The organism is Paenibacillus lemnae, assembly GCF_012933385.1.
Taxonomy (GTDB): Bacteria; Bacillota; Bacilli; order Paenibacillales; family Paenibacillaceae; genus Paenibacillus_AQ; species Paenibacillus_AQ lemnae.
On the sequence record NZ_JABBPN010000001.1, the window covers coordinates 284,614 to 302,183 of the forward strand.

The 17,570-nt window shown below is 50.4% G+C and carries 17 protein-coding genes; 10 read left to right on the plus strand and 7 right to left on the minus strand.

Annotated elements, in window-relative coordinates; genetic code table 11:
• Window positions 1-158: 158 nt before the first annotated feature.
• Window positions 159-1,328 (minus strand): ROK family transcriptional regulator, encoded by a 1,170-nt coding sequence (locus HII30_RS01290; protein ID WP_169503109.1) that lies wholly within the window; start codon window positions 1,326-1,328, stop codon window positions 159-161.
• Window positions 1,329-1,495: 167 nt separating this feature from the next.
• Here HII30_RS01290 and HII30_RS01295 point away from each other — a divergent pair, with 167 nt between their 5' ends.
• From HII30_RS01295 to HII30_RS01310, 4 genes are all read left to right on the plus strand, one after another.
• The gene (locus tag HII30_RS01295; RefSeq protein ID WP_169503110.1) at window positions 1,496-2,098 is read left to right on the plus strand and encodes a YdcF family protein; all 603 of its coding nucleotides are present in this window, start codon (window positions 1,496-1,498) and stop codon (window positions 2,096-2,098) included.
• A gap of 37 nt (window positions 2,099-2,135) precedes the next feature.
• On the plus strand, window positions 2,136-2,879 hold the full coding sequence (locus HII30_RS01300; protein WP_169503111.1) for a Cof-type HAD-IIB family hydrolase: 744 nt from the start codon (window positions 2,136-2,138) through the stop codon (window positions 2,877-2,879).
• 231 nt (window positions 2,880-3,110) lie between these two features.
• A complete protein-coding gene (locus HII30_RS01305; protein WP_169503112.1) occupies window positions 3,111-3,611 on the plus strand; it encodes an RNA polymerase sigma factor in 501 nt (166 codons plus the stop codon).
• Window positions 3,598-4,254, plus strand: coding sequence for an anti-sigma factor family protein (locus HII30_RS01310; RefSeq protein ID WP_169503113.1), 657 nt, complete (start codon window positions 3,598-3,600; stop codon window positions 4,252-4,254). The genes HII30_RS01305 and HII30_RS01310 overlap by 14 nt, the downstream gene beginning before the upstream one ends.
• 546 nt (window positions 4,255-4,800) lie before the next feature.
• On the opposite strand, the gene serS is transcribed toward HII30_RS01310, so the two are convergent.
• A complete protein-coding gene (serS, locus tag HII30_RS01315) occupies window positions 4,801-6,099 on the minus strand; it encodes a serine--tRNA ligase (RefSeq protein ID WP_169503114.1) in 1,299 nt (432 codons plus the stop codon).
• Between the two features lie 406 nt (window positions 6,100-6,505).
• Between serS and HII30_RS01320 the strand changes: the two genes are divergently transcribed.
• Together HII30_RS01320 and HII30_RS01325 are read left to right on the plus strand one after the other, a co-directional pair.
• Complete coding sequence (locus HII30_RS01320; RefSeq protein ID WP_343045034.1) at window positions 6,506-7,264, plus strand: threonine/serine exporter family protein; 759 nt, start codon at window positions 6,506-6,508, stop codon at window positions 7,262-7,264.
• A gap of 17 nt (window positions 7,265-7,281) precedes the next feature.
• Window positions 7,282-7,737, plus strand: coding sequence for a threonine/serine exporter family protein (locus HII30_RS01325; RefSeq protein ID WP_169503115.1), 456 nt, complete (start codon window positions 7,282-7,284; stop codon window positions 7,735-7,737).
• A gap of 9 nt (window positions 7,738-7,746) precedes the next feature.
• Here HII30_RS01325 and HII30_RS01330 read toward each other — a convergent pair whose 3' ends face one another.
• Window positions 7,747-8,583: a class I SAM-dependent methyltransferase gene (locus tag HII30_RS01330; protein ID WP_211184377.1), complete on the minus strand. Its 837-nt coding sequence runs from the start codon at window positions 8,581-8,583 to the stop codon at window positions 7,747-7,749.
• Window positions 8,584-8,712: 129 nt separating this feature from the next.
• Between HII30_RS01330 and HII30_RS01335 the strand changes: the two genes are divergently transcribed.
• Together HII30_RS01335 and HII30_RS01340 are read left to right on the plus strand one after the other, a co-directional pair.
• On the plus strand, window positions 8,713-9,432 hold the full coding sequence (locus tag HII30_RS01335; protein ID WP_169503117.1) for an HAD family hydrolase: 720 nt from the start codon (window positions 8,713-8,715) through the stop codon (window positions 9,430-9,432).
• Between the two features lie 54 nt (window positions 9,433-9,486).
• Window positions 9,487-10,500, plus strand: coding sequence for a methyltransferase domain-containing protein (locus HII30_RS01340; protein WP_169503118.1), 1,014 nt, complete (start codon window positions 9,487-9,489; stop codon window positions 10,498-10,500).
• 9 nt (window positions 10,501-10,509) lie between these two features.
• Here HII30_RS01340 and HII30_RS01345 read toward each other — a convergent pair whose 3' ends face one another.
• From HII30_RS01345 to HII30_RS01355, 3 genes are all read right to left on the minus strand, one after another.
• Window positions 10,510-10,986, minus strand: coding sequence for a glutathione peroxidase (locus HII30_RS01345; RefSeq protein ID WP_169503119.1), 477 nt, complete (start codon window positions 10,984-10,986; stop codon window positions 10,510-10,512).
• Between the two features lie 139 nt (window positions 10,987-11,125).
• A complete protein-coding gene (locus HII30_RS01350) occupies window positions 11,126-11,305 on the minus strand; it encodes a CsbD family protein (RefSeq protein WP_169503120.1) in 180 nt (59 codons plus the stop codon).
• Between the two features lie 70 nt (window positions 11,306-11,375).
• A complete protein-coding gene (locus HII30_RS01355) occupies window positions 11,376-12,854 on the minus strand; it encodes an alpha-amylase (RefSeq protein ID WP_169503121.1) in 1,479 nt (492 codons plus the stop codon).
• A gap of 575 nt (window positions 12,855-13,429) precedes the next feature.
• Between HII30_RS01355 and HII30_RS01360 the strand changes: the two genes are divergently transcribed.
• Window positions 13,430-14,128, plus strand: a complete 699-nt coding sequence (locus HII30_RS01360) for a Na-translocating system protein MpsC family protein (RefSeq protein WP_169503122.1) — start codon at window positions 13,430-13,432, stop codon at window positions 14,126-14,128.
• A 182-nt stretch (window positions 14,129-14,310) separates the two neighbouring features.
• On the plus strand, window positions 14,311-16,374 hold the full coding sequence (locus HII30_RS01365) for a putative bifunctional diguanylate cyclase/phosphodiesterase (RefSeq protein ID WP_169503123.1): 2,064 nt from the start codon (window positions 14,311-14,313) through the stop codon (window positions 16,372-16,374).
• Between the two features lie 66 nt (window positions 16,375-16,440).
• On the opposite strand, the gene HII30_RS01370 is transcribed toward HII30_RS01365, so the two are convergent.
• Window positions 16,441-17,493, minus strand: coding sequence for a YeiH family protein (locus tag HII30_RS01370; protein WP_169503124.1), 1,053 nt, complete (start codon window positions 17,491-17,493; stop codon window positions 16,441-16,443).
• Between the last annotated feature and the right edge of the window lie 77 nt (window positions 17,494-17,570).

Consider the following 17,570-nt stretch of genomic DNA (forward strand, 5'->3'; position numbering starts at 1 on the left):
ATAGGGGTGTCATATTCGTTTTATGACCATAAGGGGCCGGAGGGGATATGGGCTGCGCGAGTCCCGGCACGCCTTGCCTTGAAGCGAGCATGGCTGGCTGTATCGATTTTCATCTGGTCAGCCCAGCCAGTCAGCCAGCCATGCTGTTTACTGTGACACTAGGAATGAAGCCGGACCTGAAGTACAGGGTCGAACATATGCTTAATGACCAGACCCACAGCCAGCTCCGTCTCCTCCGGCATCTCACGCAGATGAATGAGGTTCACATTTCGGCAGGTTTCAGGAACCAGAGACGGAATGGATGAGAATAGATCCGGCACCAGCGTATCGGAAAAAGCCTCCATGTAACGCCCCGTAATCATCACATGGTCCGGATTGAGGAACGTGATCAAATTTCCGACTGCAAGCCGGATGGCATCCTGCACCTTGTTGAAGATCTCCCGGTAACTAGGATCCTCGCTGAAACAGTCGGCTTCAAAAGCTTCAAGGCTCATACCGAGGTTTGAACTCAATCCGCTGATCGAAGCCAGGGTGGTCAGACAACCTGCAGCTCCGCAGTGGCATGTATACAAATCCTCACCGGAAAAGGATTTGTAATGGCCGAACTCCCCGGCGACGAAGGTACTGCCTGTAATCAGGCGGTTATCCGCCATAATGGCACCACCGATACCCCAGTCGAATTTGAGTGTGATGTTGTTGGAAGAGCCGGCCAGGCAGCCGTTCATATTCTCATACAGAGAGAGCAGATTGACATCATTTTCTGTATACACGGGAAGACCGTAGCGGCTCTCCAACGGCTTGCGAAGAGATAGCGGCGTCCAGCCTAAGCCAGGAGGACGAAGAACCACCCCCTGACCGGAATCCACGAGTCCCTGTACACTGAGCCCGATTCCTTTCAACCGTTCTGGGTCCGGTGCCTGTTCTAACAGCTCATCAATGACGGACTGAATCAGTTCCAGGGCATGGCTGCCGTCCTGGAGCTTCTGAATTCGGCGCTCTGCCCGTCCAAGGCGATGATAATGGAAATTATGAAGGGCACCGCGAATGTATTTTCCGGCGACTTCGATACCAATAGCGTAGAGGGAAGAGGCGTTTACGGTTAAAGGTACCCGTTTTCGTCCTACAGGGCTCTCTGCAGGTTCACCTTCCTTGACGATATCGTCCTGGAGCAGCCGGTTCACAATGTTGGTGACCGTCTGCTGGGTGAGACCGGATTTCTCGGCGAGTTCCACGCGTGAGATCGGCCCTTCCGAAAAAATGAGATGAAGCACTTTTTGCTGATTGGCAGATTTCATCATTTTGCTGCTTGGTGTTCGTTCACGCGTCATATTGGATCAACCTCGGATATTGGACTTTTACAATGGTCTTAGTACGAGCGCAAAAGGTCGGTTAGGACCGGCTGGTTTCAACGCTAGTGTACCACGTTCGAGCAGGGTTTTAAAATGAGTCAATATTCGATTTATCAAATGGATAAACCAAGAAAGGACGACGAGGTTTGCTGAATATCTTTATAACCGGACTTTCTTTGATACTCCTCGGTCCACTGCTGTATATGATCTGGATGCATACGGCACGCCGGAATGAAGATAGCGCAGATGTTCTGATCGTGCTGGGTTATCGCTGTGACCGGGGCGAGATTCATCCCTTGCTGAAGGAGAGGCTGGATACGGCCATCCGGCTGTACAGAAAGAAAACATATCGCGCCATTATTGTGTCGGGCGGCGCTGTCACCTGGGATCGTTCCGAAGCCGAGATTATGCGTGACTATCTGCTGGCACAACACATTCCCCCGGAAGCGGTGCTAATCGAGGACTGGTCGAGAAACACTGTGCATAATGTCGTCAACTGCAGGGTGCTGATGGAAAGGCACGGGTACAAGAGCTGTGTGCTTATCTCGAACTCTTTTCATATCCGTCGGATGAAGTATATTATGCGCAGGCTGGGTATACCGGCAGGTTTTTACTACAGCCGCAGGCTCTCCTCGATTGTGAAAGATCAGCTGAAGCTCACGTTTCAGGAGGTGCGGGCATTCCGTTTAACTCTGCCGTGGCTGGATCGTGCCAAGATAACGGCTCCCGGTGAGATGATGGGGAGATAATCAAATCATTATATAAAAGGTGAGGTGTACAGCATTCATGAAGAAGATTAAATTACTCGCACTGGATTTGGATGGAACGGTACTGAATGACGAAGGCAAGGTACCTGCCGAGAATCGGGAATGGATTCTAAAAGCGGTGGATGCAGGGGTGACCGTGATGTTTTCTACTGGCCGGGGTATGCAGACGGTAACAGGCATTTTATCCGAGATTCCGCTTGTTGGACCGATGGTCCTTTTGAATGGAGCGGAGGTTTGGGGAGGCAAGGATGAGCTGGTCGAACGGCACTATCTGGATGCTGACGAAATCCGCAGGCTGCACAGCATAGCGCACCAAGCGGATGCCCACTTCTGGGGCTACTGTGAGGAGAGCCTGACGGGTAAAGCCGACTGGACCGAAGAGATGTTCGGAAGAAGCTGGATGAAGTTTGGAATGTATCATAAGGACAACGACGTGATCGAGGAGCTGCGGCGGCTGGCGGCCGAAAGCGATACGATAGAAATATCGCGTTCGGCGGCAATCAATATGGAGATTTCCCCGAAGGGCATTTCCAAGGAATCCGGCGTACGTACCATATGCACCCGCCTTGGCATCGGAATGGATGAAGTGATGGCGATCGGAGATAACCTGAATGATTACCGGCTGATCAAAGCCGCGGGGCTCGGGGTGGCGATGGGGAACGGGGATGATGAATTAAAAGCAGCAGCCGATGCCGTGACCGAAACCAACAATAATGCGGGTGTGGCCAAAGCGATACAGCGCTATATTTTTGAAGTGGCGTGACACGCTTGCGCTAATAGTATTCCTAATTAAAAATGAAGTTGATAAGCCCAGGCTGCCATCGGAAGCGGCATGGGCTTTTTGGCATGGAGGCAAGACCATCTGCATTGCTGAGCAGGTAATAACTTGCTAATTCGATGCTGAACATGTTCAGATACAATAAATAAGTTGAATTTGAAAAATTCCTGTAACGTTTTCGCAGTTCACGAGTTATTGAGGTGAAGGGGGGAAGATATGGACGTTGAGGACATCTATCGAACGTATTTTCATGATGTGTTTTTGTATACAAGAACATTGACGCAGAGTGAACATATTGCGGAAGAGATCACACAAGAAACTTTTTTCAAAGCGCTGAAGTCCATTGGCCAGTTTGACGGCAAAAAAGATATCCGGGCATGGCTGTTTACTATCGCAAAACATACCTACTTCACCCATTACAAACAGCAGCAGCGTCACGTCCATGATGAGATGGATCAGATGGAGGATTCCGTCCTGGATGTACATATGGTGGAGCAGCTCATGAATGAAGAAGAGGCTTTCCTGATTCATCGTTATTTGCATGACATGGAAGAGCCCTATAAAGAAGTGTTTTCACTTCGAACATTTGGGGAGCTGTCTTTTGCAAAAATCGGTCAATTGTTTGGGAAAAGTGACGGGTGGGCGAGAGTGACCTTTTACCGTGCAAAGAAGAAAATCGCAGCGTATATGGAGGAGAGAACAGATGGAAAAAGCTAGTTGTGCCGTGATTCAAGATCTGCTGCCGCTGTATGTGGATCAGGTGGTCAGTGAAGATACTAAGAAGCTGGTGAACCAGCATTTACAAACCTGCAGGGCCTGCCAAAAAGAGTACGAGCAGATGTCTCAGACGATGTCTGTACCGGTTGAACGTGATGTGAAGGTGTTTGAGAAGATCAATCAAAAATGGAATCGCAAAAAAGTGTTACTTGTTGCGGGATCGGTGTTCTTGACGGCGCTGCTGTGTACTGCGGTATTTATGTATGTATTTTATTTTGAAAAACTGATTCCTTATTCGGAGGATTTGATTGTGATCGAACAGCAGAAAGATGGCAAGCTCATTTCTAATTATTACGGAAAAAGTCATGCAGGAATACATATGACCCATCCGATCGAGGTTGAAATTAACGGTGAGATAAAAAATATAACCTTGATGAATTATGTGCAAACCATAGGGAACTCGCCGACCAGCAATTTTTTGCAAAAAGATGAACGAATCGGTCCACTGACATTCCAGGTGCCGGAGAGCAAAAGTGTGGACGCTGTGTATTACGGACACTTTGATGTAGAAAAAGTCATGCTCACCCAAGAGCAGACCTGGAAAGAGCTGCTGCAGGAGATGACATTAATCTGGGAGAAGTAGAGTAGCTGGGTGGTTTAATTAGCAGAAGGATGTGAGGGGGCATTAACACTATCGTTAAAAAGATACTATGGATGTGTCTGATTGTAGCTGCATCTTTATATGCCCTGGTATGCTTGTTTGGCATTCTTTTCTTAGCAGGAGTATGGTATAAAGATGTTTTTATGTAATTGTGATGATTGCTCTGCTGTGCGGTGAATTGTACTTCAGATCGCAAATCGCAAATAGAGGCGAGAGAAATAAGCTTGAAAACCAAGCTTATTTCTCTCGTTTTTCTTGCTAAGTACAGTTTAAGCTTGAAAATCAGTCTTAAGTTAGCTGAAAACGTTACCAAAAGCCGAAAAATGGCTGTGAAGTGAGAAATAAGCCTGAAATTCAGGCTTATTCATATAAATGCTCCTATTTGAACAGAGATAAGCTTGAAAAACAGGCTTATTGCAAAAAATGCTACATTGCTGGGGGCGCCGCTGCGAAAAGCGCCCCCCCTAAGGCTGAAAGGGGCGGCCACTGGCCGCTGCTTTCCGGCCAGGTGCAGCCGCTTCATTGAAGTCAGCTGCCGCTGCTGACTGCAAGCCGTGCAAGTCCGTTCATATACGGCTGCAGGGCTGCCGGAATAAGGACGGAGCCGTCCTCCTGCTGATGGTTCTCAAGCAGGGGGATCAGGATGCGAGGCGAAGCCACGGCGGTGTTGTTCAGCGTGTAGCAGTACCGCAGCCGGCCCTCGTGGTCCCGGTAGCGGATACCGGAGCGGCGGGCCTGGAAATCGAGCAGGTTCGACGACGAATGGGTCTCGCCATAAGCACCGCGGCTGGGCATCCAGGTTTCGATGTCGAACTGCTTATATGTCTTCTGCGACATATCTCCGGCGCAGACAGCCACTACACGATAGGGCAGCTCCAGCAGCTGCAGCAGTTCTTCAGCATGTGCCGTCATTTCCTGATGCAGTGTCTCTGCAACCTCCAAATTGGCTTCGCAAATGATCACCTGCTCTACCTTCGCGAACTGGTGCACACGGTACAGACCGCGAACATCCCGGCCTGCCGAGCCGACCTCGCTGCGGAAGCAGAGCGATGCAGCGGCCAGCTTCAGCGGCTGGCTCACATCGACCGTCTCCCCGCTGTAGTAGGATACAAGCGGTACCTCTGCGGTTCCAACCAGCCATTTATCCTGCTCGGCCATCTGAATGGTTTGTTCCTGTCCGAGCGGAAAGAAGGCGGTATGGTTCAATGCCTCGGTGCGCACCATGAGCGGTACATCCAATAGGGTAAAGCCTTTATTCAGAAGCAGATCCAGCGCAAGCTGCTGCACGGCACGATGGAGCAGTGCCCCGTGTCCGGTGAGGTAATAGCTGCGTGTGCCTGCTGTTTTGACACCGCGCGGGATATCGACCAACCGGTGCATTTCACCGAGTTCCACATGATCCTTAAGCGTATAACCAAACAGAGGCTTCTCGCCAAATGTGCGCAGCTCCACATTGTCCTGATCACTGAATCCGTCCGGGGTATCCGGCGAGACGATGTTCGGTGCCAGCATCGCCAGCTGCTGCCACACTTCTTCAATTTCCCTGAGCTGATCCTCATAAGCAGCCAGATCTCCTTGTATTTCCTTCACCTGCAGCTTCAGCTTCTCTGCCTGCTCGCCTTGACCTTCTCGCAGCACTTTACTGATCTCGCTACTGTACCGATTGCGGTCCTGGCGCAGCCCTTCGACCTGCTGCAGCAGATTCCGCCGATCCTCATCTCTTTCGAGCCATTCTCCTACGTTGAAAGGAATTCCCTTCCGGTCTGCAGTCCGCTGCACTGCTTCCTGCAATTCCGCGTTTTCTCTTAGTTCCTTCATATCCAGCATGGTCACCGCGCTCCTTTATCATGGAAATAAAAAAAGCGTCCTCATCACTATGGGACGAGGGACGCTTTGAACGCTCGCGGTGCCACCCAAATTGACTGAACCGCAGCCAGAAGCATGAGTTCAATCCACTTTGATTTCGCGGTAACGGGCGATTGCCGGTAAACTTAGGGGTGTCATCACGATACAAGCGGGTACCAGTATGATGATCCCTTGACGAGAACGCCTCGGAGTTGGATTCTCTTCATCGGCCTGATTTCGATATTTCTAGCAGTATACCTCAAAGCGTTGTTTATATACAAGTGAGAATTCTTAATATAACGCCTCATTCTCGTTTCCCTGTGCTTCTGCTGGGCAATCATACTATAATGTGGTCAAGCAGAACCATAAGAAGTGGAGGGACGAGGGCGTGGAGACGGAGCTGAAGCGGGAGCATGAGATCATGAAAATCTGTCTGCTTGCCGGAAAAATCATGCTGGAAAGCGGTGCCGAAACCTACCGCGTGGAAGACACGATGATCCGGATCGCAGCTGCCTTCGGCCTGCATAACAGCCACAGTTATATGACGCCGACCGGGATTATTTTCTCTGTAGAGGAGCCGAAGCATATGACCCGGCTGATCCGCATCGCAAGCCGGACTACGAATTTGTACAAAATCGACCGGGTGAACTCCATTTCCCGCAGCATTCATCTGGGCGAATTGACGGTGACTGAAGCCTACCGGGCGCTCCAGGAAGCCGAGCGTCAAAAGCCCAACTATCCGCTGTGGCTCATGATATGCATGTCTGCCGTGGTAAGCGGCTGCTTTCTGATCATGTTTAACGGCACCTGGCATGATATATTCCCCGCAGCGCTTGCCGGCGGGCTGGGCTATATGTGCTCCGTCTATTTAGAGCGGGTCATTCCCGTGCGATTCTTTGCGGAGTTCTCCGGAGCCCTGGTGATCGGAATCACCGCTGTAGGACTGGTCAAAAGCGGCCTGGGCCGAGAGCTGGATATTATGATCATCAGCGCGGTGATGCCGCTTGTGCCAGGTCTGCTGATCACGAATGCAATCCGGGATCTGATGGCCGGGCATCTGATCTCCGGATTGTCCAAAGGCGCAGAAGCCTTTATTACCTCATTCGCCATCGGAGCCGGCATTGCATTTATGCTTACATTTTATTGAGGAGGAGTGTGGCCGGTATGGACCTGAACGCCTATCTTCAGCACTTCATCGCCAGCTTTGCCGCATCTGCCGGATTTGGCGTCCTGTTTAATGCCCCGCGCAGAGCGCTGCTGCAGTGCGGTCTTGCCGGCATGGCCGGGTGGATGCTGTACATCTGGCTTCAACAGATGCAGGTGCTGCCAGTGACGGCAACGGTTGTGGCCGCGTTCTGGGTCACGATTATCAGCCACTTTTTTGCCAAAACCTATAAAACCCCGATCATTGTATTCAGTGTATCCGGTATTATACCGCTGGTACCGGGCGGTCTTGCATATGATGCACTGCGGCATGTCGCCATGAATGAATACGACCGTGCCGTTTCGCTGGGTGCCCAGGCTTTTATGATCTCCGGAGCGATCGGGCTGGGACTGGTCCTGGCGGAAGTGACCAATCAAGTGACCCGCAAAATCCTGCCGGTACGTAACCGGGGATAACGATCTTCCTTACTTGATGCCGATTCGCATCCGGTAGCTGAACATCACCTGCTTCTCTTCCAGGCCGAAATAGGCTTCAACCTGCTGACGGAAGTCATGGATAGCAGCGTCAAGATCACTCAACCCCAGGCGCAGCACCGACTGGATGCCGCCCTGGCTGATGGCAAGGCCCGCATATCGATCAGCGGTACAGGATTCCATATTATGAAATACAATTTCTTTGGCAAAATGGAACAGGCCGCACTTCTGTATGTTTTTTAAATGTTCGTTTTTGTTCCATTTCCGGGCCTGATCCTGCTCCTCGACATGCTGGTCCAGCACATCCTCGGCCTGCTGAATCAGTCCATGATAAGCCTGCTCAATACCTGCATGCAGAGAAGGGGGCCAGTCACAATCATAAGCTGCGAAAATACCGCCTTCCCTGAGGATACGGGCTGCTTCCCTTAAGCTGCTGGAGGGCTCCATCCAGTGAAACGATTGTGAGCAGGTGATGATATCCGTGCAGCCGGAGGGGAGGCCGGTTTCATTGGAATACCCTGACTGAAAGGAAATATGGCCGGCGTCCGGCTTCATTTGCCGCTTTTGCTCTGCGAGCCCGCGCATATCCTCATTTGGCTCCATGCCGATGATGCGCCCCGCATGTTCCTTCCAGGCAAAGGTGGAAAGACCTGTACCACAGCCGAGATCAACGACCAGCCGGGGCTTGGCGCCAAGATACCCTGTCAGAATATCGATGACTTTCCCGGGGGCTTCCGGGCGATAGCGGTCATACAGATCCTGAAACCCGGAGAAACGGTCAATGTTGCTGACCCGGTTGCCCTCCGGGATGAAGGCTGGAGACGTCATTTCCGAAGCTTCCGGATCGGTTGAACTCTCGTGGCTGGTCTGTACATGTTTACGCATAGCGGCATCATCTCCCTGACATATTTTGATTGAATCATACCATAATGAGGAAAGTAGGAGAAACCTGTGAGCATGCATTCCAAAGCGGTTTTTTTTGATGTTGACGATACCCTGTATGATCATCTCGCTCCCTTTCGGGAAGCGGTTCAGGCGGTTGCGAACCCTGATCCTTCCTTTCCCTATGAAGAAGCGTACCATCTGATGCGGTATTACAGTGATCAGCTGTCTCTGGAGCTGGGCGGTGCCGGCACTTCGGAGTATGCAGAAGCATTGGAAAAGCTGAGAACACGCCGATTTCAGCTGACGCTGGAGAAATGGGGAATCATCCTCAGTGATCGTGACGCGCAGTCCATGCAGGCCGATTATCTGGCACGGCAGTACCAGATACATATGTTTGAGGGCGCCCCTGCACTGATTCAGCATTTGACACAGACTGGTCATGTCGTCGGGCTCATCACGAACGGTCCGCTTGAGCATCAAATGAATAAAGTCACTGCCATGAAGCTGGAGGAGATGATTCCCTCGGAGCATATCTTTGTATCCGGCGGTGTAGGCTGGGACAAGCCGGATCCGCGGATTTTTGCCCATGTGAACGAAGTGACGAATACGACCCCGGAACATAGTATTTATGTCGGAGATTCCTGGCGTAACGATGTCGTCGGTGCGCTTGCGGCAGGATGGCAGGTGATCTGGTTCAACCATCGTGGTGTTGAGCCGGAGAGTCAGCATGTTCCCCAACACACGGCGGACAGCTTCGAGGAAGTGGATCATATTATCCGTTCGCTGGTATAGCCGGGAACCAAACGTCCCCCAAGGCATATGCTGTAGGGAAAGGGGGCGTGCATCTTGAAAATTGATCTAGGATGCGGCAGCGACAAGCATGCGGACTGTACCGGGATCGATATCAAGCCGGGAGCTTCTGTAGATCTCGTCCATGATTTCGGACAGTCCATTCCTTTGCTGGAAAATGCCGTTACCTTTGTCATGGCGAACCGCAGCCTGGAGTATGCGCATGATCTGATGGCCGTGATGCGGGAAATTTATCGGGTCTGCCAGCATAAAGCACTGGTATGTATTGTAGCTCCGTATTCCCAGGCCGCCCTCCATGTGGCGAACCCGGCTGTAAGGACCTATTTTAATGAATATACACCGTTTTATCTGGCCTCCAAAGACTATCACGGGGATTTGAAAGCTGCCTTAGGATTTTCCCCTCATTATATTCCGGAGGAAGCGCCGGAGCTGCAGTTTCGCCTTTTGCGGATGGAGCTGTTTTATTTTCCGAATTATCTGGAGTCCGCTTATGAGGATCAGGACCGGGATGAGCTCAGGCAGTCCCTTTTTAATGTTGCAGACGAGATTATGTACCATTTTGTAGTCATTAAGGAGGAACTGTCTAATTTGGATTGCTGTGTGCTTGCGGCGGGCGAGCTGGAGGAGCCTGAGCGGATTACGAAGCGGAGACGCGTTGAACATTCGGCAGCGGCTTCAGGAGAAAAGACCAGGGAGGCGCTGGATAACCCGGTATACGTGGATCCTGCGGATGAAGAACCGGCTGAGATCCCTGTGAAACCGCCGTCTGCTGCTCCGCAGCCGGGCCGGCAGCCGGTTTCCTCTGACCGCAGAAAAGGAGCCTATAAAATGAAAAAAAGCAAAAGGCGAAACCGTCTGATCCGGGTTAAAAGTGTGGCCAGGCAGGCGAAGGAACGCATTCCGCTGCTTCGCCGGTCCTGGCCGGTATCCCGTATCCTCTTTGATATCCGTGACCTGTATATGGGGGCCGCCTGGCGGACCAAGCGCAAGACGGCGGAGGAGACAAAAGAAGCGGAAGGATTTCAGAACAGCGGTCAAGCTGCCGAATGATGGAATGAATTAAAGCAGCTTCTCAATATGACTTTGAATTTTCTCAGGTGTGTCTGTAGGAGCAAACCGGCTGACGACATTGCCGCCACGATCAACCAGAAATTTGGTGAAATTCCACTTGATCGCTTTGGTACCGAGGGCACCGGGTGCTTGTGAAGCCAGATATTTATACAGGGGATGCGCACTGTCGCCATTGACATCGATTTTGGAATACAGTGGGAACGTGACCCCATGATTGATCCGGCATGCTTCCGCAATATCGGCATCCTTATCGAGCTCCTGGTTCATAAACTGGCTGCTTGGAAAACCCAGAATGGCAAGTCCCTGATCTTTGTAGTTTTGATGAAGCTTTTCCAAACCGTCAAACTGAGGGGCAAAGCCGCATTTGGTAGCCGTGTTCACGATCAGCATGACCTTGCCCTTATAGTCGGACAGCGTTCCGGTCTCTCCCTGGATCGTTTTTACTTCATAATCGTAAATTGACATCATGTCAGCCTCCCTTAACTATTCATTATTCTTCTATCTCATGTATCATATCACGTTTATCTTTCCACTCAAAAATCCCTTCCGGCATGAGGTGCCAAAAGGGATTTTTGCATAAACTGCATGATGCTTCAATATATCATTAGTGTCTGTCTTTGAACTCGCCGACTTTTTCCTGAGCCTCGCCCTTGGCTTTATCTTTCTTGCCTTCCGCCTGCAGGGAATGGTTGTCCGTGGCGTTGCCGATCTGGTCTTTGACTTCGCCTTTAGCTTTGTTCACTCCACTTTTCACTTTATCTCCAAGTCCGTTATGATCACTCATGTGTAACAGCTCCTTTGTAATTAGGATACAAGAACATTACCCGGCAGAGGCTGATTCCAAACATCAGGCACTATTCGCCTGACGGCTCGACATCCTGCTCCGGGAGAGCCCATACCGAAACGCTTCCTCCATTTACCGGGAATTCCGCAAAACCGTCGTCCCCGATCGTGATCTGATCTTCACGGGTGTTGGTCAGATCGAGCCATACTTCTCCGGCACGTTCTTCCCCTACATTCATTCGTTTGCTGCCTGCCTCTCCATTAGAGATGACAACGGCACAGCCGGAACGCGGAATATCCTGAACGCCGCGGCGTACCCAGCCGATCGTATTGGGATGGTCGAAATAATCATCCTGCTGACCATAGGCTTTATGATGGCGTGCATAGAGCAGGGGATCGATCGCATCCTTTTTGCCGGGAATGGGCTGCTCCCCGCCGATTCCGTAATAATCTCCGTAAAACACAACAGGATAACCGTCTTGGCGCAGGAGGATGAGGGCATAAGCGCTCTGCTTGAACCAATCCTGAACCCAGGACTGCAGCGACTCCTGCGGCTGAGAGTCATGATTATCCACGAACGTCACGGCATTCATCGGATGGGATTGGACAAGCGTATCATCAAAAATCGTACTCAGGTCAAAGTCACTGCCTGCTTCTGATGCAGCGTGAAGCTTATAATGCAGGGAAACATCAAAGAGATCGATTTTATAATCCACCGTATCCAGGAAATGCTGGCAGGCCTTCAGCTCGGGATTCCAGAATTCGCCCACGATATAAAAATCCTCACCGTACTCGTGGGTGACCGCCTCTGCAAATTCCTTGATAAACGTATGGTTAATGTGCTTGATGGCATCGAGGCGGAATCCCCCGCATTTTACAGTATGGAGCAGCCATTTGCCCCACTCAATCATTTCTTTGCGTACTTCGGGATGACTGTAGTCGATATTGGCGAACATGAGATAGTCATAGTTCCCGAACTCGCTGTCTACCTGATCATCCCAGGATTTATGGTCGCCGACAATGCGGAAGATCCCATTTTTTTTGCCTGCCTCATCATAATCGGTACCGTTGAAATGGGTGAAATCCCATTTGAAATCAGAATATTGATCGCCCCGGCCCGGAAACGTAAACTTCGTCCATCCTTCAATATCGAATGGCTCTGAAATTTCTTTGGTCCGGTCATTCTCATCGACCTCAATGACCTGAAACCGTTCTGTCTCATCTGCCCCGGCCTTATGATTCATGACCAGATCGACGTAGACGTTGATGCCTTGTTCCCGGCAAGTTTCAATCGCACTCACTAGTTCATCTTTGGTGCCGTATTTCGTCCGTACGGTTCCTTTTTGGTCAAACTCTCCCAGATCATATAGATCATACACACCATAGCCGGTGTCCTCGGCGGACTGGCCTTTCGTGACGGGAGGAACCCAAACAGCATCAAACCCGGATTTTTTTAAATCTGCGGCCGCAGCCTTCAGCCGCTCCCAGTGAGAGCCATCAGCCTCCACATGCCATTCAAAAAACTGCATAATCGTGTGATTTCTTTGCACTATCTTTCATCTCCCTTGGATATTTCTATATATGTAGGCTGAAAGAAACACACTTGCCCATTTAAACTTACCCAAAGGTACCAGGGAACCAAACGCGTCTGGCGACAGAGCCGATATATTTATTTAGACTGCCCCGAGATTGTGTGATGGAATCAGACAATATACCCTTTTTTTTGTTTGTTCATCTGTGCTATAATAAATTTCGGCTAAGTCTGATGCATCTTGCAGGAGACTTAGGTATCAGATCGTTACGGTATGATCTGCAGACTATTGTTATACGGCAAATAAGCTTTCAAGTGCTCGTGAATATATAATCAGGGTAAATGAGTGAATCTATTCTCCGGGATATAAGTCACTTTCATGGCCTAACTTTCTGAACGGGAGAGTTGGGTCATTTTTTATTTCCAATATATTCTAACGGGTAATCTCCGTTTGAAATTCTGTGAAGCCGGACAACCTGAGTTTGCCGCTTTAAGTACGCTATAGGTCAGGAGGGGTAGGAGCATTCGTTCACAATTCGGTATTCGCTCTTTCTTCATTTAGATAAGGCTTGTACCATGGACGAGTCAATATTCATGAATCAATCAATTCATCAGTTACAGCAGCTAATTGCAAGTTTTACGGGGAAGCTTTTGCGTGAACATTTTGGAAAAGGGCCTGAATCTGTACTTGTCTCCATGGGTGGACAGTATATCACCTTGTACCTGAGGAACTTTTTGACGTCTTCGGAACGCATGCTGGTGCAGCAGGATCATACCATGATTGTGAATCAGATGCGGGAAAAGTTGATGCAGCTCGTAATCCCTGAGGTCAGTGGTTATATTCACAGTCTTACAGGGTGCCAGCCGTCGGAAATCTATTATGACTGGGCATTACATAACCAATCGGGGATGATTACGGTAATTTGTCCGCAGCCCTTTGCGGAAGTACCGGATCTTCGAGAAGATTACGACAAAAAGGCAGAGCTGGAGGAAGAAATTATCCTCATCAGTGAACAGGCGCAGAAAGTACCGGAGCAGCTTCAGTCATATGAAATCAATAACCGGACACTTTTATTTGTCCGTGAAGGTATTTTAGCACCAGTTGAAAAGGAATTCATACGATTGGGTCATGGAGAGCTTCTCAAAAATGTTAAACGTAATCTGGAGAAGCAGTATCTATATAACCAGCAGGTGTTCGAGCCGATTCTCAACCGCCGGATGCTGGATATTTTCGTGGACTGGAATTACGCGCAGGACAAAAGCATTATTGTTATGGTCACATCTCCAAAGTAATGTTCAGATCCCGATAAAATGTATAAAAAGCCACCGGATTTCTCAGAGCTAAAATGCCTGTGAATCCGGCGGCTTTTTCTTTTCTTTCTGTTGTGGTTCTATTATACTAGGTCAGAAGAAGTGTTAATGAAATAACGTCTTATCTATTATGAACAAGGGCGTGCCAAATGGAGCATACAATAATGCAAGCACATTATAATGGTTGGATTGTCGCTTTATCTGTGCTGATCTCGGTGTGGGCATCTTATTCTGCGCTTAATATTGCGAGCAGAGTATACCGCACCAGCGGAGTCCGCGAGCTGCTTTGGCTTCTCGGGGGCTCAACGGTCATGGGATTGGGAATCTGGTCTATGCACTTTATCGGAATGCTTGCTCTTCACCTCGGTCAGGAGATTACATACAAGACAGGCTTGACACTGCTTTCGGCCCTTATCAGCTGTGGTGGTTCGTTCGTTGCCTTTTATTTGGCGACACGGCTAAAAGCTGGTCCGGTCCGGATGCTGTTTGGAGGGTTTTGTTTGGCCAGCGGCGTAACCGTGATGCATTACATGGGCATGTCTGCGATGGTGATGAATGCCGAAATTACCTATGATCCCTGGTGGGTAGCCGCGTCTATATTAATTGCGCTGGTTGCTTCCAATGCAGCGCTGCTTTTATTCCGCGGGTTCCGGTATTCGGTCCGGTTCAGCCGCTGGAAGCTTTACAGTGCGATGCTGATGGGATTGGCCGTCTCCGGCATGCATTATGCAGGCATGAAGGCAGCTCAGTTCCATAATCATCAGTCCGTGATGGCCATTAAGGAATCCGGATATGCTTCATTTTTATGGATCGGCATTTCGGCTGCAACAGGTATTATTCTGCTCGTTTCCATTGCAGCAGTGTTTTTTGAACGTCACGTCCTTGAGAAGATGGCCTATCATGACTCTTTGACAGGCCTGCCGAATCGATACGGTATGGTTCGCTATATGGACAGCCGCCTAGATCGGAGCTGGACCGGAGCCGTGCTGTTTATAGATCTTGACCGGTTCAAGTCTGTGAATGACATGTATGGCCATGATATCGGGGATCTGCTGCTGCAGGAGGTGGCTGACCGGTTTAGACAGGCTGGAGGGCAGCAGACGCTGATTTACCGTTTAGGCGGTGACGAATTTCTGGCGCTGATTCCCCGGGCAGACAAAGGACGGGCAGAAGAAGTGGCACAGCGGCTGTTGACTGCTATTCAATCGCCTGTCGTTGTAGAAGGATATGAGCTCTCTGTAACCGCAAGCATCGGAATCAGCATGGCGCCCGAGCATGGATATGAGGGCAGTGTATTAATGAGAGCCGCTGATACGGCGATGTACCATGTGAAAAAAACCGGCAAAAACCGTTTTTGCTTCTTTGATGATATCATGGCCCGGGAGCAGGCCAGGAGACTCCGGCTGGAGCGGGATTTGCAAAAAGCATTGCCGAGACGAGAGCTGACCATCTTCTACCAGCCCAAATGGGATGCGGAGAAAGATCGTTTAACCGGGATGGAGGCCCTCTTGCGATGGGAGCATCCGGAGCTTGGAAAAGTGACGCCCAGTGAATTTATTCCAATTGCTGAAGAGAACGGCTCTATTCTTCCCATTACCCGGTGGATGCTGGAGGAGGTATGCAGCCAGAGTGTAAGGTGGCAGGAGGAGGGGCTGGCTGCGGTTCCGGTGTCGGTCAATATTTCCAGCCGTGTATTGGACAGTGCTCTGCTGGTCGATATGATTCATGAAGCGCTGACGGCATCCCGTCTGGCTCCTTCCGGTCTTGAACTGGAGATCACAGAGTCCATCGCCATGGCCAATCTGGAAGACACCATTGAGCAGCTGGGAAGGCTTGAGCAGATGGGTGTGCGGATCTCGATGGATGACTTTGGCACAGGCTATTCTTCCCTGGGGCGGATTGGTGATTTGCCGTTCCACACTTTAAAAATTGACCGTTCGTTCATTCAGAAAAGCAGTCTGTTTTTCAAACAGGCGATTATCCGGAATATGGTTGCCATTGCTGGAAATCTGGATTTGGGCATTATTGCTGAGGGTGTAGAGACCCGGGAACAGGCCGAGTTTCTGCTGTCCACCGGATGTCATGATATGCAGGGTTATTTCTTCGGCAAGCCGATGGCGGCGGATTCGATGAGCCGCTGGCTGTCTGAAGGAGGGGCCGCTGGCCGCCTTGCTGCTGCAGAAGCGGCAGGTGCAGTGGCGACCGTGGCTGCAGCTAGAGAGGATTAGGGTGGGGAGTGAGCTGTGCTCTGGCGTACTTGAGTGAGGCTGCTTTATTTTCGAGCTTATTTCTGGTTAAACCATCCACAATGCCAAGAGTGAGAGCAGGATGGAGGAGAGGGTCATGGCCAGCAGCGGGCGCCATGCTTTGGATAATGTCTTCAGATGAATCTGGAGCCCAAGACCTGCCATGGCCATAGCCAGTAGAAATGAAGCGGTCATTGAAGCGGACTCCTTAAACTGTCCGGAAAGCAAAGGCTCATCGCCCATCTCAAAGCTTCCAGCCAGACTTAGAGCGGTGAAGCCGACTAGAAACCAGGGAAAAGCAGGACGAGTGTCCCCAGAACCTGATGCCCCCCGGCGGCGCATGAGTATGACAAGAACGAAGCACAAAGGAATCAGCAGGAAGACCCGGCCCAGCTTGGCCAGAAGGCTGACGGTGAGAGCATCTTCCCCGGCTGGTGCTGCCGCAAGAGCGACCTGTGCCAGCTCATGGAGGCTGATGCCCGCCCACATCCCGTACTCTTGAGGACTCAAGGGAAGCAGTGGCAGCAGAATGGTATAGATAACGGCAAACAAAGTGCCTACAAAAGCAATCATCCCCGCACCAAGCGCAGTATCCTCATCCCGTGCTTTCAAGATCGGAGCAGCGGCCGCGATGGCTGCCGCTCCGCATACGCCTGTGCCGATGCCCAGCAGAAGAGATAAAGAGAAGTCTGCTTTAAGACGTTTTGCTATAAATAGAGTCACGCCAATCGCAAAGATCACAGCAGCAGCATCACGAAGCAGAAGGCCGGGACCTTGGCTGAAGAGAATGGACATGTTTAATTTTAAACCGTACAGAACAATGGCATATCGAAGCAGCTTTTTGGAAGAGAACTGAATACCAGATCTTAGAAGATCCGGATAGCCCCACAGCTGACGAAAAAGAGCGGCAAGAAGAATCGTCCAAGTCAGCGGCCCCAGTATACGTAATCCCGGAACAACTGAAAGCATAAGCCCCAGCAGGGCCAGAACAGCGGTGAACAGAATTCCCCCGGCTGTGTGCAGGGCCTGTTTACGAAAACTCGGCCGCAGACGCACAGCAGACAGGGACTGGAGAACACGATGTTTTACGATTCTTTGCATGCCTATAACCTCCGCAGGTTCGGTTGGTGTAGATATATCATATCTGTTTTATAATAATAAGAAAAATAATTTGTTGT